15 protein-coding genes are annotated in these 20,519 nt (G+C 45.2%); 7 read left to right on the top strand and 8 right to left on the bottom strand.

Annotated elements, in window-relative coordinates:
* From ACFQS8_RS14455 to xylB, 3 genes are all read right to left on the bottom strand, one after another.
* Nucleotides 1–109 (bottom strand): transaldolase family protein (locus ACFQS8_RS14455; protein ID WP_382168760.1); only part of this gene is annotated, 109 nt, incomplete at its 3' end.
* 13 nt (nt 110–122) lie between these two features.
* On the bottom strand, nt 123–1,439 hold the full coding sequence (gene xylA / locus ACFQS8_RS14460; protein ID WP_382168662.1) for a xylose isomerase: 1,317 nt from the start codon (nt 1,437–1,439) through the stop codon (nt 123–125).
* 2 nt (nt 1,440–1,441) lie between these two features.
* On the bottom strand, nt 1,442–2,896 hold the full coding sequence (gene xylB / locus ACFQS8_RS14465; RefSeq protein WP_382168762.1) for a xylulokinase: 1,455 nt from the start codon (nt 2,894–2,896) through the stop codon (nt 1,442–1,444).
* A 395-nt stretch (nt 2,897–3,291) separates the two neighbouring features.
* Here xylB and ACFQS8_RS14470 point away from each other — a divergent pair, with 395 nt between their 5' ends.
* Together ACFQS8_RS14470 and ACFQS8_RS14475 are read left to right on the top strand one after the other, a co-directional pair.
* Nucleotides 3,292–4,986, top strand: a complete 1,695-nt coding sequence (locus ACFQS8_RS14470; protein ID WP_382168664.1) for a glycoside hydrolase family 43 protein — start codon at nt 3,292–3,294, stop codon at nt 4,984–4,986.
* A 196-nt stretch (nt 4,987–5,182) separates the two neighbouring features.
* On the top strand, nt 5,183–6,235 hold the full coding sequence (locus tag ACFQS8_RS14475) for a LacI family DNA-binding transcriptional regulator (protein WP_382168666.1): 1,053 nt from the start codon (nt 5,183–5,185) through the stop codon (nt 6,233–6,235).
* 137 nt (nt 6,236–6,372) lie between these two features.
* Here ACFQS8_RS14475 and ACFQS8_RS14480 read toward each other — a convergent pair whose 3' ends face one another.
* On the bottom strand, nt 6,373–6,432 hold the full coding sequence (locus tag ACFQS8_RS14480) for a hypothetical protein (protein WP_382168764.1): 60 nt from the start codon (nt 6,430–6,432) through the stop codon (nt 6,373–6,375).
* Here ACFQS8_RS14480 and ACFQS8_RS14485 point away from each other — a divergent pair.
* Genes ACFQS8_RS14485 through ACFQS8_RS14495 form a run of 3 tightly spaced genes read left to right on the top strand, consistent with a single transcriptional unit; the run spans nt 6,417 to nt 9,982 of the window.
* Nucleotides 6,417–7,832, top strand: a complete 1,416-nt coding sequence (locus ACFQS8_RS14485; RefSeq protein ID WP_382168668.1) for an MFS transporter — start codon at nt 6,417–6,419, stop codon at nt 7,830–7,832. The genes ACFQS8_RS14480 and ACFQS8_RS14485 overlap by 16 nt on opposite strands.
* 40 nt (nt 7,833–7,872) lie before the next feature.
* Nucleotides 7,873–9,018, top strand: coding sequence for an endo-1,4-beta-xylanase (locus ACFQS8_RS14490; protein ID WP_382168766.1), 1,146 nt, complete (start codon nt 7,873–7,875; stop codon nt 9,016–9,018).
* 1 nt (nt 9,019) lies between these two features.
* On the top strand, nt 9,020–9,982 hold the full coding sequence (locus ACFQS8_RS14495) for a glycoside hydrolase family 43 protein (protein ID WP_382168670.1): 963 nt from the start codon (nt 9,020–9,022) through the stop codon (nt 9,980–9,982).
* A 23-nt stretch (nt 9,983–10,005) separates the two neighbouring features.
* Here ACFQS8_RS14495 and ACFQS8_RS14500 read toward each other — a convergent pair whose 3' ends face one another.
* Genes ACFQS8_RS14500 through ACFQS8_RS14515 form a run of 4 tightly spaced genes read right to left on the bottom strand, consistent with a single transcriptional unit; the run spans nt 10,006 to nt 15,870 of the window.
* Nucleotides 10,006–11,523, bottom strand: a complete 1,518-nt coding sequence (locus ACFQS8_RS14500; protein WP_382168671.1) for a tryptophan halogenase family protein — start codon at nt 11,521–11,523, stop codon at nt 10,006–10,008.
* A 13-nt stretch (nt 11,524–11,536) separates the two neighbouring features.
* Complete coding sequence (locus ACFQS8_RS14505) at nt 11,537–13,057, bottom strand: tryptophan halogenase family protein (protein WP_382168673.1); 1,521 nt, start codon at nt 13,055–13,057, stop codon at nt 11,537–11,539.
* Nucleotides 13,054–14,373: a tryptophan 7-halogenase gene (locus ACFQS8_RS14510; RefSeq protein ID WP_382168675.1), complete on the bottom strand. Its 1,320-nt coding sequence runs from the start codon at nt 14,371–14,373 to the stop codon at nt 13,054–13,056. Before ACFQS8_RS14510 ends, ACFQS8_RS14505 begins: the two co-directional genes overlap by 4 nt.
* Nucleotides 14,374–15,870, bottom strand: a complete 1,497-nt coding sequence (locus ACFQS8_RS14515) for a tryptophan halogenase family protein (RefSeq protein ID WP_382168677.1) — start codon at nt 15,868–15,870, stop codon at nt 14,374–14,376.
* Between the two features lie 303 nt (nt 15,871–16,173).
* Here ACFQS8_RS14515 and ACFQS8_RS14520 point away from each other — a divergent pair, with 303 nt between their 5' ends.
* The gene (locus tag ACFQS8_RS14520; RefSeq protein ID WP_382168679.1) at nt 16,174–19,392 is read left to right on the top strand and encodes a TonB-dependent receptor; all 3,219 of its coding nucleotides are present in this window, start codon (nt 16,174–16,176) and stop codon (nt 19,390–19,392) included.
* Nucleotides 19,393–19,464: 72 nt separating this feature from the next.
* Complete coding sequence (locus tag ACFQS8_RS14525; protein ID WP_382168681.1) at nt 19,465–20,496, top strand: cupin-like domain-containing protein; 1,032 nt, start codon at nt 19,465–19,467, stop codon at nt 20,494–20,496.
* Nucleotides 20,497–20,519: the final 23 nt, after the last annotated feature.

A 20,519-nucleotide genomic window follows, 5' to 3' on the forward strand; every position in this document is an offset into this window, starting at 1 on the left:
GTCCTGATTTTTTGATGAGTGAAGGGTTTGTTGTCACCCCATCAATCAGACCGTAGGATTCAAGCTCCCGGATTTCATCGACATTTGCTGTATCTACAAAAAATTTCATCAGAAACTTCCGCCTATTTGATGCTTAGGTTGATCAGGTTTTCAAGGTGTTCTTGACGCCCCGAATTGTGAGTGCCGTTTATGCCTTCTTTTTTTGCGTGGTCGGCAATGTCAGCAAGAGATGTTTCTTTTGAAAGGATCATTTTCCCTAGGGTACCTTCCCATCCTTTATAGCGGTTAGCTTTGAAGGATTCGATTTCGCCTTTTTCTATAATGTCGGCTGCGGCGAGAAGGGCGCGCGCTAAGCAGTCTGCGCCGCCAATGTGGCCGTGGAGCATATCAACTGCATCAGAACTTTGACGGCGCACTTTCGCATCAAAGTTGAAGCCACCCGTATCTAAACCACCGCTTGGCAATAGCTCAATCAACGCCAATGTGATGTCTTTGATATCTACGTTGAATTGGTCTGTGTCCCAACCGTTTTGGTAGTTCCCAGAATTGATGTCGATTGATCCCATAACGCCCAAGGAGACAGCTGTTGCGATTTCGTGTGCGAATGAGTGGCCGGCAAGGGTCGCGTGGTTAGGTTCGATATTGACGTGAACTTCTTTTTCTAAGCCGAAGCGTTGAAGGAAGCCGAACACTGTTGCAGTATCAAAATCATACTGGTGGTAAGAAGGTTCATGCGGTTTTGGTTCAATCAGGATTTTACCTTTGAAGCCAATTTTGTGCTTATATTCTACGACTTTACGCAGCAACGTACCAAAGTTTTCTAGCTCTGTGTTCAGGCGGGTGTTTAGGAGTGTGTCATAGCCTTCACGTCCCCCCCAAAGAACGTAGTTTTCTCCACCCAACTTCATCGTGGTGTCCATACATTCACGGATTTGACGGACAGCCGTTGCGGTCACTTCTGGGTCTGGGTTGGTGAGCCCACCAGCCATATAGCGGCGGTGTGAGAAGAGGTTAGCGGTTCCCCAAAGTAGTTTGACGCCAGTTTCTTCCTGCTTCTGAGCGAGGCGGTCTGCTGCGCGCGCTAATTCGTTTGATAGTTCGTCTGGTGTTTCCAAATGTCCGGCAACATCAACATCGTGAAAACAGTAATATGGAAGCCCTAGTTTCGTGAAGAATTCAAAAGCTGCATCCATTTTAAGGTCTGTAGCTTCTTGAACTGAAGAGGCGTTGTGCCATGTGCGTTCAAACGTGCCTTGGCCGAATGGGTCTGCTCCATCCCAGCAGAAAGAGTGCCAGTAACATACTGCCATGCGCAGGTGTTCGGCCATTGTTTTGCCAAGGACGACTTGGTCTTTGTTGTAGTAACGAAATGCGAATGGGTTGGTTGTGTTTGGCCCTTCGTATTTGACGGCATCAACACCTTCAAAATAAGTAGTCATAGTTAGTTTCCTTCAAATTCTGGCGTTAGATTTTTGTAGAGGGATTGGAATTTCTCAAATTTGGGGCTGAGAGCTTCGATGTCTTGGTCGCGTGGGTTTACGATGTCGACGACAGCAGGGGCGCGGAACATGTCGTTGATGTCGCCGCCTTCTATTCCGTAGCGCGCAAGTCTGGCTGCGCCCAGGGCTGGACCGGTTGCGGCTCCATCGCGATAGACGAGCGGTCGCCCGATTGCTGCGGAAAGGATGCGCCCCCAATAGAGAGATAAAGAGCCGCCACCAATGACGGAAACATTGCTCACTTCTGCTTTGGATTTTAAGAGGGCATTGAAGCCATCAGCCATGCCAAAAGCAACGCCCTCTAAAACCGCTTGGGCAAGGGAGGCTTCATCTGTGTCGTGACCTATGCCAAATAACACGCCTTTTGCATTCGGATTGTTGTGTGGCGTTCGCTCTCCAGAGAGATAAGGTAGGAAGTGGAGGTCTGAAGCGAATTGGTTGCGTTCTTCCGCTTTTGCTACGAAATTTGCGACATTGCCATCTCCAGTCAGTTTGGCGGCCCAATCTAAACAGCTTGCAGCACTCAACATAACGGACATTAAGTGCCAGCGGTTTGGGAGTGCGTGACAAAAAGCGTGGACTGCTTTGTCTGGAGAGGGGCGAAATGCGCTTGTTGCAAGAAATATGACGCCAGATGTACCCAAGGATAGAAGGGCTTCACCATCATTTATAACGCCAACACCGGCTGCTCCTGCCGCATTGTCTCCGCCACCCGCGATGACAGGAACTTGTTGCATGCCCCAAGCTTCGGCAAGTTCAGGTCTCAGTTTGCCTGTTACCTCGTGGCCTTCATATAACTTTGGCATATTGCTAGTGGAAAGGCCGCACGGGGACAGAAGCTCTTCGGACCAACGGCGTTCGCCGACATCTAGCCAGAGTGTGCCTGCTGCGTCTGATAAATCTGTCGCTTTTTCACCTGTCATGCGTAGGCGGACATAATCCTTTGGGAGAAGGACCGTTTTGATTTGTTTGAATATTTCTGGCTCGTTGCGTTCTAGCCAGCGGAGCTTTGGGGCGGTGAAGCCGGGCATTACCAAATTGCCACCTTTGGTGAGGTAGTCGGGCTGTTCTTTGGTAAGAATTTCACACTCTTCCATGCATCGGCCGTCATTCCATAATATTGCTGGTCTTAGAATGCGATCGTCGGCGTCTAGAATTGTCGCTCCATGCATTTGGCCTGAAAGACCAATCGCTCTGATTTTGTGTCTGAGCTCTACATCTAATTGAGCAACGGCCATATTAGTGGATGTCCACCAGTCTGCCGGGTTCTGTTCCGACCACAATGGTTTGGGGCGGGAAATGGGGAGATCTACAGAGGTTTGTGCTATCGGGGTTCCATCGTTGTCTATTACGACAGTTTTTACGCTGGACGTACCTATATCTATTCCTAGAAACATTGTTTGATTTGCTCGCTTTGGTGCGTATTCCATTTGGGTTTGGAGACGCTTTTCTTCCCTAATCGTATTGGGCTTTGGGATTGCAACCATGAAGAATTGTCCCAGCCATAACGCTTTTCTTGCAATGATAGCGTTATCATTACGGTGCTGCAAGTGTCTTTTTTTGTTTTGTGATTCATTCGTCTTTTTTAGCCAGTGGGAATGCGTGAATAGAATGGGGTAAATTAAAGAAATTTATTTTAGCGATCCCAATGAAATCTAGTGCGGCTTTCCTGAGCCCTGATGACTTTATAGGTTAGAGGTAAAGCGATTGTTGTCGTGCTCATCCTGAAATTGTTGTTTTAAAACAATTTATTAGTTGTATGCGGTGAGAGTTTTTCGAAACTTTGTTTGCAATGATTGCGATATCATTTATCGTGTTGTCTCTTGCGGACGCGTGGTTTTGGTCGTGGATCATTTATTTGGCGCAGGCTTATGAAGCGGAGAATAGTGTTTTGAAAAAGTGTGTGCAGAAGAAAATTCTTAGGAACCCAATTCTCCGTGGTTTTAACCCTGACCCATCCATATGTCGGGTTGGAGATACATATTATATTGCCACTTCAACATTTGAGTGGTTTCCTGGGGTGCAGATATTTGCATCAACGGATTTAGAAGACTGGAAATTGGTTTCCAGACCATTGGATAGTGCGCGACTTTTAGATATGCGCGGGGTGCCTGATAGCTGCGGAGTGTGGGCTCCGGCTCTATCTTATGCTGATGGTAAATTCTGGCTACTTTATACGAATGTCAGACGTTTTGACGGGGATTTTAAAGACACTCCAAATTTTCTGACAACTTGTGAAGAGATAGATGGTGAATGGTCCGACCCAATCTACATAAACGCATCTGGGTTTGACCCGTCTTTATTTCATGACGATGATGGCCGCAAATGGGTTGTGAATATGGTTTGGGATCACAGGCATAATCATAGCTATTTTAAAGGCATTGTATTGCAAGAATATTCGGTCGAAATGCGGAAGGTATTTGGGCCACGCAAGATGATTTTTCAGGGAAGTGAGGCTGGTTATACTGAGGGACCACATCTGTATAAGATAAACGGTGAGTATTATCTTATTACAGCTGAAGGCGGTACCGGATATAATCATGCGGTTTCGGTTTGTCGATCAGATAAGATTGATGGTCCCTATGAGATAGACCCCGCAATGCATGTCATTACAGCGCAAGGCCAAGCTGGAAAACCCATCCAAAGGACGGGGCATGGCGGGTTGGTGGATACACCTGAGGGTAGATGGTTTCTTACTCATCTCTGTTCGCGCCCAATCCCTGGAACGCGACTTAGTCCGATGGGGCGAGAAACCGCCATTCAAGAAGTTTACTTTGATGATGATGGATGGATAAGGCTGAGGCATCCCGACATTGCATTTGAGATAAAATCTCTCAATGAGGATGAGAAGCAATTAATCCGTTATTCTTTTGATGGCGAGAAATTGCATTCGGATTTTGCATGGCTGAGGACGCCATATCCGGAGCGTCTTTTTTCTTTGTCCGCGCGTGAGGGGTGTTTGAGGCTCATTGGACGCGAATCTCCAGGGAGTTTGTTTGAGCAATCAATTGTGGCGAGGCGGCAAACAGAGCATTGCTATCAGGCAACTACGATTATTGAGTTTGATCCTGATAGTTTTCAGCAAATGGCTGGTTTAATTGCCTATTACAATCAGCATAAATTCCATTATCTGTTTATTTCTTATGATGATGAAAATGGCAAAACCCTGCAGGTGATGAGTTGTGCAGGTGATTTGAGTTTGCATGCGCGTGCGCCAATGGGTTTGAAGCCCGTTTCGATCCCTGAAGGCGTACCCATTCATATGAAAGTTGATGTTAAGTTTGATGTTTTGACTTTTTATTGGTCTCTGGATGGGGGCGACTGGACACGTATTGGCCCAACGCTTGATGCATCTGCACTGTCTGATGAGGCGGGAAAGGGAGAGGGTGCAAATTTCACAGGCGCGTTTGTTGGTATGGCATGTCATGATGTGACTGGAATTGGGTTACATGCTGATTTTAGTGCATTTTCATACGCTGAAACATAAGTGTGAATGCGCCGTTTGTGGCGATCTAAGTCTTGAGAATGTAATTATTACATCTTATAGTTGTTTATAAGAGCGATCGAATCCAAGCTAACCTATTGCAGCGATATGAATTGACGCTGTTCAATTGTTGCTAGTGTACTGTTTTAACGCTAGCACCTCTTGCTGCAGTGTCGAATGTTCGAGGGGTTAAGTCATAATGGAAAGACGGCGTATAACAGAAGTGCAAGGCACTAGTGGTCGCCGGCTAACTATTGTTGATGTGGCCCGTGAGGCTGGCGTTTCGGTCAAAACCGTGTCGCGTGTTCTCAACGACCAAAAGGGAGTTGGTGATAAAACGCGTGAGCGGGTTCGCGACATCATGGAGGCGATGGGCTATAAAATAAACAAGGCAGCACGGGACTTACGTTTAAATCGTCCAACGCTTATCGCACTGCTGCTTGATAACCCCAGCAGGCATATGAGTTCGTTTAACGCTGACCTTCAAATTGGCGCGATGCGTGGATGTAACAAACTTGGATATTATCTTATCGTTGATGATTACGGATCGCCTGAGAGTGCGTATGAAGAAATCGTCGACAATTCGGATTTGGCTGGTGTGATTGTTTCTCCTGGTTTGTCGGATAACCTTGGAATGATTGCGGCTTTTGAAGAGCGCAATATTCCTTATGTAAGGATTGCACCACAAAGTGAGATTGAGAGATCATTTTGCGTCTCTATTGATGATAGGGGGGCATCGCGGGATTTGACCAAGCATTTGCTAGATGCTGGGCATCGTAAAATCGGTGTCATTAAGGGGCACCCAGACCATTTGGTGAGTGAGATTAGATATATTGGTGTTGTTGAGGCAGCTATTTCGGCTGGCGTAACGATTGACCCCGCTTATGTTTTGCCAAGTTTGTATGATTTTAAATCAGGCCTGAAGGCTGCGGAAAAGCTCTTGAGTATGAAGGAGCGACCTACGGCTATAATTGCGTCAAATGATGAAGTCGCTGCTGCTGTGATTGCGGTTGCGGCGAAAAAAGGTATTAAAGTGCCTGAGGAGTTGTCTGTCGTTGGTTTTGATAATGCGCCAATCTCTAACTCGATTTATCCGGCATTGACCACTGTGAATCAGCCTGTAGCTGAAATGTCTAAAGTTGCCGCTGAACTGCTTATTCGTGACGTCCTCCCCAGCGAAACGCAAGTTAAGCGCGTAATGCTGAACTATAGGGTCGTATTTCGAGACTCTGTTGCAGATATTTCTAAATAGTTGAAACCATTGAATTTAACTTTTTTGTTGAAGCTTTACTGAAACTGTATATGTTAGAGACAACGATGGACGTGCCGAGCTAGTCTGCTCCGCGTGCGTTCATATTGCTGATTGGGATTCTTAAGCTTCGAAGAAAGTTATCGCTCAATCTTATGCAATGTGGTTCTAAAGGGGAGAGGATATGAAAGAGCAATCAGATCATAAGTTGTCTGTTGTCGAAAAAGTTGGGTACGCTACCGGGGATCTCGCGGCGAATCTGGTTTTTCAGACGCTGATGACGTTTTTGGCGTTCTTCTATACAGACATATATAATTTACCAACAGCAACTTCCACCATGATTATTTCAACCGTGGGGATTAGTGCTGCATTGCTGATAAACCCCATTATGGGGTTGATCGCGGATCGAACGAATACAAAGTGGGGGAAGTTCCGCCCTTGGATTTTGTGGACCGCAATTCCTTTTGGCCTCATTGCTATTTTGACCTTTAGAACTCCTGATTTGGGTGAGCAGGGAAAGGTCATCTATGCCTTTGTAACTTACACAATGTTGCTTGCTATTTATGCTGCAAACAATCTTCCCTATGCGGCATTGAGTGGTGTTTTGACGGGTAACATGTCCGAAAGAAATAGCCTTTCTGCCTATCGGTTTGTCGCTGTGATGGCTGCTCAGTTTATCGTCCAGGTTTTCATGTATCCTCTGGTTTTGATTGTTGGCGATGGCGATGCGGCAGCTGGATTTAGTAAGGTCATGACCACGCTTGCGGTGTTTGGTTCCTTGCTAATGCTTGTCACCTTTTTCACCACTAAAGAGCGCGTTGTTCCAAAACCTGAGCAAGCGTCGAGTGTTCTTCAAGATACCAAGGACATGTTTTCCAACAAGCCGTGGGTGATCATGTTGGTCTTGACGACAATGGTCTTCTTAGCTTTGGCCCTGAAAGGCGGGTTGTATATATACTATTTTGAAAACTACATCAGCGAAGAGGCTATCGTGAAATTCCTCTCCGGTGTTGGTTTTTCTGAGTTGGAAAACCCTTCCGCTTATGCCTTTGGAATATTCAATGGCGGTGGCATCATAACGATGATCATTGGTATCTTATTTTCCAAGAGCTTGGCGGATAAGTTTGGGAAACGCGACGTTTTTGGCGGAGCCATTTTTCTGGCAACTCTATTTGTTATCTCAATATATTTTGCTTCGCGGTCTTCTGTTGCATTCGTGTTTGGGATGCAGGCCATACATGGTTTCTTTTGGGGAATTACGATTCCTATCCTTTGGGCGATGATTGCAGATGTTGCCGATTATTCTGAGTGGAAAACCGGACGACGAGCTACTGCGATAGTTTTCTCCGCTATGATGATTGGTCTCAAACTTGGGTTAGCTTTCGGTCAATCATTAGTGACTGTCGCGCTTGGAGTTATTGGCTATGAGGCGGGCCTTGAGCAGCAGAGTGACGGTGCAATAAACGGTATCCGTTTTTCAGTGAGTGTATTGGCGGCAGTGCCGTTCTTGGTCGCTTGCGGTCTGCTGTTTTTCTATAAAATCGATAAATCGATGGAAGAGCGGTTAGAGCAAGATCTGAAGGCGCGGCGCAGCACTTAGTCTTTGTTTTTATGTGATGTTCAAAATACGGATGGTTATGATGAAATATAATGTATTGGTGGCTGCCATAGCAGCTTTAGGTTTGACGCAATGTGCTCAAACGCGTGAAGTATCCGCTTCAAATAGTGCAACGTTAGCACATGCATATGAGGATCATTTTCTAATCGGTGCAGCGCTAAACGAGGATCAAATATATCAGCGCAATGCCGAAATAGATGCAATCATCCGTACGCAGTTTAATTCAATTGTTGCTGAAAATTGTATGAAGTTTGAACGCATTCACCCGAACCAAGGTGGTTTTTTCTGGGATGAGGCGGATGCATTCATAGCTTATGGTGAAAAGCACGATATGGCTGTGATCGGGCATACGCTTGCTTGGCATTCGCAAACACCAGAATGGTTGTTTCTTAATGATGAAGGAGACAACGTTGGACGCGAAGAGCTGCTCAAGAGGATGGAGCACCACATTACCACGATAATGCACCGCTATAAAGGTAAGGTAAAAGGTTGGGATGTTGTCAATGAAGCGGTTCTTGATGACGGAACGATGCGTCAGAGTAAGTTCTATCAGATTATTGGGGAGGACTGGGTCGAGCAAATGTTCCGGATTGCTCAAAAGGCAGATCCGGATGCTGAACTATATTATAATGATTATTCAATGGCGATCCCTGCTAAGCGTGAAGCCGTGCATGCTTTGGTAAAGGGAATGCAAGAAAAAGGTATCCGTGTGGATGGGGTGGGTATGCAGGGGCATATTAGCCTCGAAGGACCGACAATAGATGAGTATGAGGCAAGTTTGGTACGCTTAGCTGAGTTGGGGCTGGTCATGATCACTGAGCTTGATGTGACTGTATTGCCTTGGCCGGGGACTGAATTGACTGCTGAGGTATCTATGTCAGTTGAGTTCCAAAATGAGTTTAATCCCTACAAAGATAAGTTGCCTGCTGATGTGTCGAACCAATTGACGCAAAGGTACAAAGATATGTTTGCATTGTTTCTTAAGCACGAGGACAAAATAGATCGCGTTACGATGTGGGGAGTAACCGATGGTGCAACATGGAGAAATGATTGGCCCATGGAGGGGCGCACTGATTATCCATTGCTGTTTGATCGAGCAAACAAAGCAAAACCCGCTGTAGCGGAAATCATTTCACTGACGCAATCTGACGACGAGACAAGTGACTAATATGAGACATTTAGTAGAGCATATCTTTACTGCAGACCCTTCTGCTCATGTGTTTGATGGTCGAGTTTATATTTACCCTTCACGCGATGTGGAGGGGGGTATCGAATTCAACGACAATGGCGATCACTTTGATATGAGAGATTATCATGTGTTCTCGATGGATAAGATTGATGGCGAGGTGACAGACCATGGTGTCGCACTTCATGTTGATGATGTTCCGTGGGCAAAACGCCAGATGTGGGCACCAGATGCAGCTAAGAAAGGAAGTAAATATTACTTCTATTTCCCTGCTAAAGATTATGACGATGTATTTCGCATTGGGGTGGCTGTTAGTGATAAGCCAGAAGGCCCGTTCATTCCTCAGTCACAGGCGATGCAGGGAAGTTTTAGTATAGACCCTGCAGTTTTTGAAGATGATGATGGCGCGCACTATATGTATTGGGGCGGAATTTGGGGGGGGCAGCTTCAGCGTTGGAAGACAGGATCTTATGAAGAGGATGATTCCGAACCTGAAGATGATATGCCGGCGCTTTGCCCCAAAGTTGCGCGCCTGCGAGAGGACATGCTGGAGTTTGATGAAAGTGCGCGGGACCTTGTTATCCTTGATAAAAAAGGGGAACCACTAAAGGCGGGGGATCACAATAGGCGCTTCTTTGAGGCTGCTTGGATGCATAAATTTGGTGGTAAATACTACTTTTCTTATTCCACAGGTAACACGCATCTAATCTGTTATGCTGTGGGGGATAATCCCTATGGTCCTTTTACATATGGCGGGGTTATCATCACGCCTGTCGTGGGGTGGACAACTCATCACAGCATCTGTGAAGTGGACGGTAAATGGTATCTATTCCACCATGACAGTAAGCTATCTGGCGGCGTAACGCATTTGCGTAGTATTAAGGTCGCGGAACTAACGCATCGTGCTGACGGAACTATAGAAACAATTGATGGAATGGCTGAATAAGCCATTCCTGATTGGCACAGAATTTAGAGACGATTGTCAATTAGTCCATTTTTCGAAAGGTATTCGGAATGAAGAGGCATTACCTCTGCGGATTTGGCAATCGTAGCTCTAATACTTTGAAGTCGTTGGGCGGTTTCTTCGTTAGATTGAACGCCTGCAATGGGGTCATACCCTGAGGGGCGTAGGCCTTGTCCGATCATAACTGAAAACCAGCTTGTGTCATTGAAAAGTTCTTCATTTTCTCTGAAAATGCGACCATTTTCGGCAAACAAATCTATCTTCTCTTTGAGCGTATCTGGAATGCTCATTGTGCGAACATAGTCCCAGAATTTAGAATCATTGCGCGACGTTGCGTGGTAATGAAGAATTATGAAATCTCTAATTCTTTCATATTCATAGTCAGTTACTTTGTTGAAACGTTGAATGTTGGCTGGAAGGAAGTCTTTGTCCGGAAACATTTGTAAAAGTTTGCCAATTGCTGACTGTATTAGATGAATGCTGGTGGATTCTAATGGTTCGATAAAACCAGCAGACAACCCTATTGCAACACAGTTTTTATTCCAGAAAGCTTTTCGACGGCCTGTTGTGAATTGTAAGTGGTTTGGGGAGCCAATTGCAGGAGTTTTTAACTCTTCGATAAGTTGGGCTGTGGCTTTGTCTTTAGATATAAACGCGTCGCAATATACATGACCGTTTCCAACTCTGTGTTGAAGTGGAATGCTCCATTTCCAACCCGCACTTAGGGCTTTGGAGTGCGTGTATGGGGGAAGGTTTTTGTCTGATTGGGAGGGGACTGCAACTGCACGGTTCATTGGTAACCAATGCGACCAATCAATATATCCCGTTTTTAGGGCTTGTTCGATCAGTAAACCTCTAAATCCAGAGCAGTCTATAAATAAGTCTGCCTCAATGAGTTTGCCGCCTTCCAACGAGACTCCTGTTATGAAGCCATTTTCACCGTTTTGGTGGACTTTGGATATCAGTCCTTCTGTTCTTTTAACGGAGCGTGTCTCTGCGAAATTTCTGAGGAATTGTGCATATAATCCCGCATCGAAATGGTAGGCATATGCTATGTTTGAAAGGGGGGAGTTTCCTGCATTTACGGGGCGCATGAATTTGTTTTCCCGTGATGCCATGGCTTGAAGAGAGTATTCTTCTAGTGCATTGTTGTTTATAGTTTTTGTATATAACTTTTGAAAGAAGGCATGAAACGAAATGCCATTCATATTGAGTCCATAGGGGCCAAACGGATGGAAGTAGCTTTCATTCAGCTTTCCCCAGTCATCAAACTTGATGCCAAGTTTGAAAGTTGCTTTGGTACGCTTTACAAATTCGCTTTCATCTATCCCCAGTGATCGGTTAAATGTTCTAATCTGCGGAATGCTAGCTTCGCCAACACCTACTGTTCCAATGTGCTCTGATTCAACGAGTTCAATTTCGCAGTAGTCTGGTTTGAGTGTGTTGGAAAGGGCTGCCGCAGTCATCCAACCAGCCGTGCCACCACCCACAATAAGTACTTTTTTTATCTGTTTATTGGTCATCAAGACAGTCCATTTAAAAGCTGTTGGCGCGACAGTAGCGATCAATATATTGCTGGTGTGTTGGCAATTTGTTGGATAGGTCCGCAATCGCTGCTCGTAGACTTTTGATTGCCTTTAGTGTTTCTTCCTCGGGCATAGCATCAGCAAATGGATCCCAAGTAGCGGGGAATATTCCTTGACCTAAGAAGACGGCTAGCCAGTTCGTTTCAGCAAACAGTTCTTTGTCGTGTCTAACGATTTTTCCTTTGTTGCTGAAAAGGTCAACTTTCTGCTGTAGAGAGTCTGGAAGGGGAATTGATTTTATGTCGTTCCAGAAGTCGGAATCATCTCTTTGGGTTGCTATGTAATGCAATAGGATGAAATCACGTATCTGAAGATATTGGAGGTCGGTTTGACGATTATATTCGTCAATTTCAACTGGCCGAAATTGCGTGTCTGGAAAAAGCGCGATTAGCCGTGAGATACCTGATTGAATAAGGTGAATGCTTGTAGATTCAAGCGGTTCAATGAAGCCTGCTGATAGTCCGATTGCGACGCAATTTTTATTCCATGCTTTTTTGCGTTTGCCCGTCGTGAATTTAATTGTGAGAGGGGAGCTGACTGTTGGTTCGTCAAGATTGCTAAGTAAGATATCGCTCGCAGCAGAATCTGAAATATGTTGGCTGGAATATACAAGCCCATTGCCATTCCTGTGTTGTAGAGGGATGCGCCACTGCCAGCCGCATTGTCTGGCAGTAGAAATTGTGTAAGGCGGGGGCCGCGTATCGGATTTGGTTTGGATGGCTATAGCGCGATCACATGGTAGTATATCAGACCAGTCATCATAGCCTGTTTTCAGTGCGCCTTCTATCAGTAATCCTCTAAATCCCGTGCAGTCTATAAAGAGGTCACCGGCTATGTAGTAACCATTGTCCAAGACTACTTTTTCGATGAAGCCTGTTTGCGAATCTTGAACGACCTGTTTGACTTTTCCTTCTATTCTTTTGGTATTTTGGCTTTCAGCCGCGCTGCGAAGAAATTTGGCATAAAGTGCAGCGTCAAAATGATAAGCATATGAAATAGTTGATAAAATGGCATGAGGGTCAGGGCCAGGAGATAGGAATTTCCCTTTCAAGGCGGCCATCGCTGATAGACAATATTCATCCAGAGAGCCAACACCTTTGTGATTTCTGTATTTGAGCCAGAGTTGATGGAATGCTACGCCTTGCATCGCCATTCCATACTCTCCAAATGGATGTAAATAGGAGGTATTTAGCTTATGCCAATCTTCAAACTTAATGCCTAGTTTGAAAGTCGCTTGCGTTTTTGCGACGAATTCATTTTCGTTGATGCCAAGAATTTTGTTAAAATTGACAATGGGCGGAATAGTGGCTTCCCCGACACCGATTGTGCTGATTTCATCAGATTCGATTAGGGTAATGCTTGTTGTCTTGCAATTAAGGAGGCGCGATAGCGCCGCTGCGGTCATCCAACCCGCTGTTCCACCACCTACGATGACTATGTTCTTTATTGGGTCTTTTGAGTGCTGTGTCATGTGATTTGCTCCGCTTTGGAATTTTCGAGCAAATGGTCGAGATATTCATTTAGCGTTGGTGCGGCTGTGGCCTGTTTTTGTATTCGGTCATAATGTTTGGAGTAAAAGGCATTTAATGCATTGGTTGGCGCAGCTTGCGCGCCGATCGAGCTTGTTTCTGGAATTATGCCAAGGCTCAGCATGCTGGTTATCCAATCGTCGTCAGAATAGGTTTCGTTATCGTACATAACTACTCTGCCTCTGCGTCGAAATTGCTCAATTTTTCGCTGTAATTTGGGTGATGCTTTTTTCTCCCATGGGACTTGGGAGGGGGGCTGATTTTCCAGTAGGTGTAATTCTAAGAATAAGTCAGTGTTTTCTATCGTATCAGATACAACATTATTGAATGCACGAATTAGAGAGTCATTTTTGTCCAAAGGGCTGTGTAGGGTGCTTAAGAAAGTTTCGCACGCAGTTTCAATGACGGTGAAATTTGTAGATTGAAATCCAGAATATTTTTTTAATACACCGCCCAAGTCTATTGTTTTACCAGTCCAAACTGCTGGAGTAGATTTATTTGTATCTCTGGGCAGAAGAGGATGTGTTTCCACAAACTCATGACATGTTGTATAGGCTGTGTTTTTGATAGTGTCGGGATTTAGGGTTAACGTAGCGATAGGTTTAGTTTTGGTGCGCTGGATTGAGGTGGCTTGATAGTTTACACCCGTTGCTGGAATGCTTTGCGAGCAGTTGATTTCCCACGTGGGCATATCGAGAGTCGCTTCGTTAGGTTTGATGGTGACACCATTGCTTAGGCAGAGTTTTTTCAAAACATTTCTAAATTTCAAGGCGTTTACCGTATAACCATATGAAAAAGTAGAATTAATGCTGCGAGGGTTATCGCTGGGGTGATAGAATTTACATTTCTCAGATAAGGCCGCGCCTAGGCTATACATCCAATAGGGTTTTGCGAGGTTGGCGTGTTTGAGTTTAGCCCAATAATGGTGAAAGGCTGTGCCGTTCGCGCTAATCCCAGTTTTCGAGAAGCAATTGGTGAAGTCAGAAATGTTATTGCGCGAGTAACGATATTGTACCCCGAGTAAAAAATTGGCGTCACAAGTTGCGAACAACTCTTGCTCTGTCAGGTCTATTTCTTCCAGTACGCGCAACATTTCAGGGCGTAGGGTGAATGCCGGCGGTATATTGTTGTCATCTATGTTTTGCGGCGAGACCTCTATCTGGTGTGTGCTAAATGAGAGTGCTGTTCGCAATCGTAGTGCGAGATACCAAGTTAGGTGACAATTTCCCAACAAGTTAATTTTGATCAAGGTGCTCATTTAAGACATTCCTTGTCGGCAATATTTGTTGAGAAATTCTGTGTGAGTTTCTGAGGAATCAACAAATTTACGGACCGTGTTTGCGTAGTTGAGGTGTCTGTCTAAGTCTGCCTGAGAAAGAGCGTCCGCCCGTGGGTCTCTATTTTGAGGGATTATTCCTTGACCGATAAAAACAGACAGCCAGCTAGGAAACAAGAATAGGCCATCTTTGTACTCCGGCACAAAACCCTGAGATTTGAACATTGATATTTTCTCGATGAGGCTATGTGGAAGAGGCATGTTTTGGATATATCTCCAAAATTCGGTGTCATTCCTTTCAGTCGCAACGTAATGCAAGATTAGAAAGTCGCGAATGCGCTCGTATTCTACGTTGATTACATCATTGAATTCTTTGATATCTACTGGGTCTATTCGCTTATTCGGAAGGAGTTCTACCAGTGTAGTTATTGCTGCTTGAATAAGATAAATGCTAGTTGATTCAAGGGGTTCTAGAAATCCCGCCGATAAACCAACGCCAATGCAGTTTTTCTTCCATTGTTTGCGCCGAAGACCAGCTTTAAATCTAATTTTATTGGGTGAGGCTAAAGCTGTTGTTCCTAGCTTTCTCATCAAAAGTGCTTCTATTTTGTCATCTGATGTGTATTCGCTGCAATAGACCGATCCGTTACCGTTACGGTGTTGGAGTGGAATCTTCCAGGTCCACCCATGACCATGAGCTTCTGCTTGGGTATAGGGGGGGAGTTTCTCTGGTGTTGTGTGTGTGCTCGGGATAGCGATTGCTCGATCGCAGGGGAGGTAGTGCGACCAATCTTCGTACGCTTCGCCTAACGCTTGTCCTAAAAGAACTGATCGAAAGCCTGAGCAATCTATAAACAAATCGCCAGATATTGTGTCTCCATCTTCGAGGCGGAGGAAGAGGATGTTTCCACTTTCAGGATCTAGTGAAACGTTTTCAACCAGTCCTTCTTGCCGCGTGACCCCTTTCTTTGTGCTGATATCGCGGAGAAATTTTGCGTAACGTCCTGCGTCTATATGGTAGGCGTAAGAGTAGGTGGTGGAAACGTCATCATCTGGGAGCTGAGGGATCTGAAACTTAAAATTTCTCGCCATCATTTCGCCGGCTGAGAAGTTTTGTAAGCTGAGGTCGGGGTGCTTCTCTAATAGGCGGTGCCAGATGTGGTGAAATTTTATTGGGGTTGTGCTGGGGCCGTATTCGCCAAATGGATGGATATAAGATTGGCCGATTTGACCCCAATTATTGAATTCTATTCCAAGCTTTATGGTCGCATTTGTTGCTCTCATAAACTCTTGTTCGTCTATTCCAATGGTTTGATTGAAGAATTTCAGGTGAGGCAGGGTAGCCTCGCCAACGCCAACTGTGCCGACTTTATCAGACTCTATAAGGTGGATTTGTGCATCACTATCTTGGAGGAAGTGTGAAAGGCCTGCTGCTGTCATCCATCCCGCTGTTCCTCCCCCTAAAATAACAATTCTCAAAATGATGTCCTATCGTTGTCTCATTGGATTCGTTGTTTTTCGCCATTGGTATAACATAAAAGAGCATTGTCGTATCGAATTCTAGGTGTGTGTTTGGGTATTTGTGTGCTTTTCTTGTCACAAGAAGTGGAAATAGCCCACCAGACATTGGTGTTGAGGCAAGAGATACGTCTAACGTTGTCTTTTTTTGTTGATTGCGTAAATGTGCTGTGCTCATTTGAAGATTAGGCGCTTTTTGGTGCCGTTAAGATGGCTGGAAGGGCAGTAGACCCTTGGTCGACATATGTTCGGGAGGAATTTTATATGTTGAAGGTTAACTTTGAAAATAAGTCTAGAATATCAACAAGGGCTGCGAAAGCTTTGTTTTGGTCGGCTTCAGTGGCGGCGTTGGGTTTTGGGCAGGTTGCTTGGGCGCAGGAATCTGAGGTTGCCGAAGAAAAGGTAGAAGATGCAAAAGTGTTGGATACGATTACTGTCACAGGTATCCGTAACTCTCTTGCGTCAGCGCAGGATATCAAACGCAACTCGGACACATTTGTCGATGCGGTAACATCTGAAGATATTGGAGCTCTACCTGACCGGTCAGTGACTGAAGCATTGTCTCGCGTGCCGGGCGTTGCAATTAGTCGTTTTGCTGCGGCAGATGATCCGGATCACTTCTCTATTGAAGGGTCTGGAGTTGTTGTGCGTGGTTTGACTTTTGTTCGGTCTGAAATCAATGGTCGCGATGCATTTACGGCTAACAATGGGCGCGCTCTAAGCTTTTCAGATATTTCTCCAGAGCTGCTTGGCTCTGTTCAAGTGTTTAAGAACCAATCTGCGGATTTGATCGAGGGTGGGATTGCTGGTTCTGTGAATTTGGTGACCCGCAAACCATTTGATAAAACTGGGCAAGTGATCGCTGGATCTATTGAGGGAGCATATACCGACTTTAGAGAGGCGGCTTCTCCTACTGCGTCGCTTCTTTATAGCAATAATTGGGATACAGAAATCGGTCGCGTAGGTTTTCTTGTGAGTGGCGTTCATTCGCAGTTGAAAACTCGATCTGATGGATCTCAAATTTCTAGTTTTCAGCCAAGAGATGATCTAGCTGATGGAAGAGTGTGGGCTCCTGAGGGGGCGGTTTTGAGAACTCAGAACTATGACCGTGATCGTACGGGGTATTCTGCATCCGCTCAGTGGGAGAGCAAAGACGAGAAAATCCTAGCGACGGTTGAGTATTTGCGTTCAGAAGCATCTACTTCTTGGGATGAGTACGTAAGTGAAATCGCGACGGATAATGTGGGTGATACTGCCTTTTTCCTTGTGCCAGGCACTGAATTTGGCTTTGGTGGGGATGATTTGTTTACCCATGGTACGATTTCTGCCCCAACCGGCTGGAGAGATGACCAGTTTTCTGACCCAAGAACGCCTATTTACGGTCTGCAATCAAACAATATCCACCGTGGTAATGAAACTGAGACAATGACGGCGGATTCCTCTTTCAATATAAAGTGGACTCCGACTGAGCGTCTTTCTTTGAATTTTGACTATCAGCACGTAGAATCCACAACAGATGTGGTCGATCACACAATATGGGCATCTTCATTTCAGGATGTTTCTATTGATTTGAGACGTGATATTCCTGAAATTAAGTTTCTTGCTCCGACAAATGCGGGCGATCTGATCGACTGTTCTGGTGGCATTTCAAACAATTGTCCGGATTACTTTAATGCTCCAAATGATAGTTTTGGTGCGCCTTCAAATAGCTTTTGGCGTGCTGCGATGGATCACATGCAGCAAAGTGAGGGAAAGCAAGATGCCTTCCGCGCTGACGTCGAATACGATCTAGAAGATGACTTTGATTGGATACGTTCAGTTCGTTTCGGTGCACGTTATTCAGATCGAGAGCAAACAACACGTTTCTCCGCCTTCAACTGGGGGGCGTTGTCTGAAATTTGGGGTAATGGTGGTCCAGTGTGGTTTGATGAGACTGGACAAGAAGACAATGGGTATTTTGCAAATTACAATTGGGACAACTTTCAGCGTAGCGACGTCACTACACCTGACCCAAGACAATTTTTCCAGTTAAATCCAGCGGTTAATTACGGTGAGGCAAGTGATTTTGCTGACTCTGTTGTCGCTGCATGGCTTGGTGAAGGCGCTGTCGCTGGTGGGGGCGGTAATGGTTGGCGTCGTCTTGAGGATCGTCCAGGTGTTATTGCTGGAACGCCATTCCTGCCGGGTGAGATTACAGACTCTACAGAGCAGAACACATCCTTCTATGCCATGATTAATTTTGGGCATGATGCTCCGTTCGGTAATGGTATGACGGTCGAAGGGAACGTTGGATTGCGGTATGTGAAGACGGACGTGTCTACGACAGGTGGCGCTGCCTTCATGCCTGCAACAACGCTTCCAGACGATGGGAGCTTAGGAACTTCAACTAACTTGTCGGGAAGCGATTGTATTCCGGATAGGGCAGAACAAGAAGTGTCTTTCTTCTGTGAGCTTTCTCCGACTGAACGCCAGGCGGCTTATGACTTCTTGGATGGGGCGTCGATTGATTATGTCGGTGATCATGACTACGAAGAAATTCTCCCATCATTCAATTTGAAACTTGGTTTGACAGATACTCAAATCGTCAGGTTTGCCTATTCTAAAGCCTTGTCTCGTCCTGATATAGGTTTCTTACGTGGTACATTCTCTGTCGGAGCAGAAACTCAGGATGATCCTCGCAATCCAGGTGTTGGGGTTCCGGACGGGTATTCAAATGGTTTCTTTGGCTTTACAACATCTGGAGGAAACCCATTCCTAAACCCAATTACATCTGCTCAATATGATTTATCCTATGAGTGGTATTTTGATGATGTTGGTTCAATAACAGCGACAGCGTTCTATAAAGAAATTGATGACATCATCGTTGCGGGTTCGGGGGATATAACCTTAGAAAACAATGGCCAGACATTTGATGTATTTGTTACAAACCAACCAACAAATTCAGATGAGACAGCCGAAGTTAAAGGGTTTGAGTTGGCATATAACCAATTCTTTGATGACCTTCCGTCTCCGTTTGATGGTATAGGTGTTCAAGCGACTTATACTTACATTGAAAGTACTGGTGTAAATCCATCTGTGTTGAACAATACACTTGGTGATCCGGCTTCAAATCAGGCAACTGTTGATCTGGGAGAGCTTCCTCTGCAGGGCTTGTCTAAGAACAATGCAAACCTTGCTCTGATCTATGAGAAAGATAAAATTTCTACACGGTTGGCTTATAGCTGGCGCGATGAATATCTTGTGACAGCTCGCGATGTGATCACGCCATTTTATCCAATCTTCCAGGAGGCTTCTGGTCAGTTGGATGGATCGTTCTACTACACTCTGAATGAGAACGTAAAAATTGGTGTGCAAGCTGCCAACTTGTTGAATGAGATAACGGTTACGGAATCTTATTTGCCGAACTCGGACGGTAGACGAGGTGGTCGTTCATGGTTCCAAAATGATCGCCGCTTCACAGCTTCAGCGCGATTTAATTTCTAAAGAGGGCTTCATTTTGCTGCAATTTAGGACTGCTGGGAAACTTGCAGTCCTTTATTGCTTTTAGGAGGTCGAATGCTGAATACGAAAAATACAGTCGAGCAGTTGAAAATCGAATCTGTTGATCAGTTTAGGCGAGAGGTTTTGGGGGCCTCTGTTCCTAAATTGCTAAAGGGGTTTGTGAGTGAGTGGAAAATTGTGCGTCAAGCAAAGGATGCGCATGCTTTGTTTGGGTATTTAAAGAAGTTTGATAGCAAAAAGGAAGTCGATGTACTCGCTGGTCGGCCGGAAATTGAAGGCAAATTCTTTTATAAAGAGGGTTATAAAGAACTGAATTTTGAGAAAAAAAGGGGGTTAGTTACCGATGTGCTGGATCAAATTTTGGAGAATTTGAAAGTCCAAGGTGGTTCAACATATTATTTACAATCATTATCTGTGAATGAATTTTTTCAGGGGCTTGCTCAAGAAAACCCTATCGGTATTTTGCCGCCGCAAATTGAGCCTCGAATTTGGATCGGTAATGCGCTCACCGTACAAACCCATTTTGATTTATCTGATAATCTGGCTTGTGTGGTTGAGGGGACTAAGAAATTCACCCTATTTCCGCCAGAGCAAACGGCAAATTTGTATCTTGGGCCGCTAGAGTTCACTTTGTCGGGGCCGCCGGTAAGCTTGGTGGATGTTGAAGCGCCAGATTATAAAAAATATCCGCGATATAAAGAGGCGGAGTCGAAAGCGATTATAGCTGAGGTTGAGCAGGGGGATGCGCTTTATGTGCCTTATTTCTGGTGGCATCACGTGAAATCTACTGCGCCAATTAATGTAATGATTAATTACTGGTGGAGCGATGCAAAAGCGGATTTGTCCTCCCCATTTGATGCGCTCTTGTTAAGTTTGCTTTCCATTAAGGGGCTGCCTGATCGCTATAAATATGCGTGGCAACAAATGTTCCAATCACTTGTCTTTTCTCAATCTCATGATGCGGGCGCGCATTTGCCTGAAGATGTAAGAGGTGTGTTGGGCGCGTTAAATGGGCGAGAAATTAGCGAACGCAAAGCAAGACTTGCGCGAAAGCTGGCGATCGAGGCTGGCGTGGCAAAAGGTTGATTAATAAATAAAATAGGAGGAAG

Source organism: Hirschia litorea (assembly GCF_042665075.1).
GTDB classification, from domain to species: Bacteria; Pseudomonadota; Alphaproteobacteria; order Caulobacterales; family Hyphomonadaceae; genus Hirschia; species Hirschia litorea.

What these genes read in the sequence shown, in the direction of transcription:
- ACFQS8_RS14490 (WP_382168766.1), top strand. Translation starts at nt 7,873, where the DNA reads ATGAAATATAATGTATTGGTGGCTGCCATAGCAGCTTTAGGTTTGACG.
- ACFQS8_RS14485 (WP_382168668.1), top strand. Translation starts at nt 6,417, where the DNA reads ATGAAAGAGCAATCAGATCATAAGTTGTCTGTTGTCGAAAAAGTTGGG.
- ACFQS8_RS14500 (WP_382168671.1), bottom strand. Translation starts at nt 11,523, where the DNA reads ATGACCAATAAACAGATAAAAAAAGTACTTATTGTGGGTGGTGGCACG.
- ACFQS8_RS14505 (WP_382168673.1), bottom strand. Translation starts at nt 13,057, where the DNA reads ATGACACAGCACTCAAAAGACCCAATAAAGAACATAGTCATCGTAGGT.
- xylB (WP_382168762.1), bottom strand. Translation starts at nt 2,896, where the DNA reads ATGTTTCTAGGAATAGATATAGGTACGTCCAGCGTAAAAACTGTCGTA.
- ACFQS8_RS14495 (WP_382168670.1), top strand. Translation starts at nt 9,020, where the DNA reads ATGAGACATTTAGTAGAGCATATCTTTACTGCAGACCCTTCTGCTCAT.
- ACFQS8_RS14470 (WP_382168664.1), top strand. Translation starts at nt 3,292, where the DNA reads ATGATTGCGATATCATTTATCGTGTTGTCTCTTGCGGACGCGTGGTTT.
- xylA (WP_382168662.1), bottom strand. Translation starts at nt 1,439, where the DNA reads ATGACTACTTATTTTGAAGGTGTTGATGCCGTCAAATACGAAGGGCCA.
- ACFQS8_RS14520 (WP_382168679.1), top strand. Translation starts at nt 16,174, where the DNA reads ATGTTGAAGGTTAACTTTGAAAATAAGTCTAGAATATCAACAAGGGCT.
- ACFQS8_RS14510 (WP_382168675.1), bottom strand. Translation starts at nt 14,373, where the DNA reads ATGAGCACCTTGATCAAAATTAACTTGTTGGGAAATTGTCACCTAACT.
- ACFQS8_RS14475 (WP_382168666.1), top strand. Translation starts at nt 5,183, where the DNA reads ATGGAAAGACGGCGTATAACAGAAGTGCAAGGCACTAGTGGTCGCCGG.
- ACFQS8_RS14525 (WP_382168681.1), top strand. Translation starts at nt 19,465, where the DNA reads ATGCTGAATACGAAAAATACAGTCGAGCAGTTGAAAATCGAATCTGTT.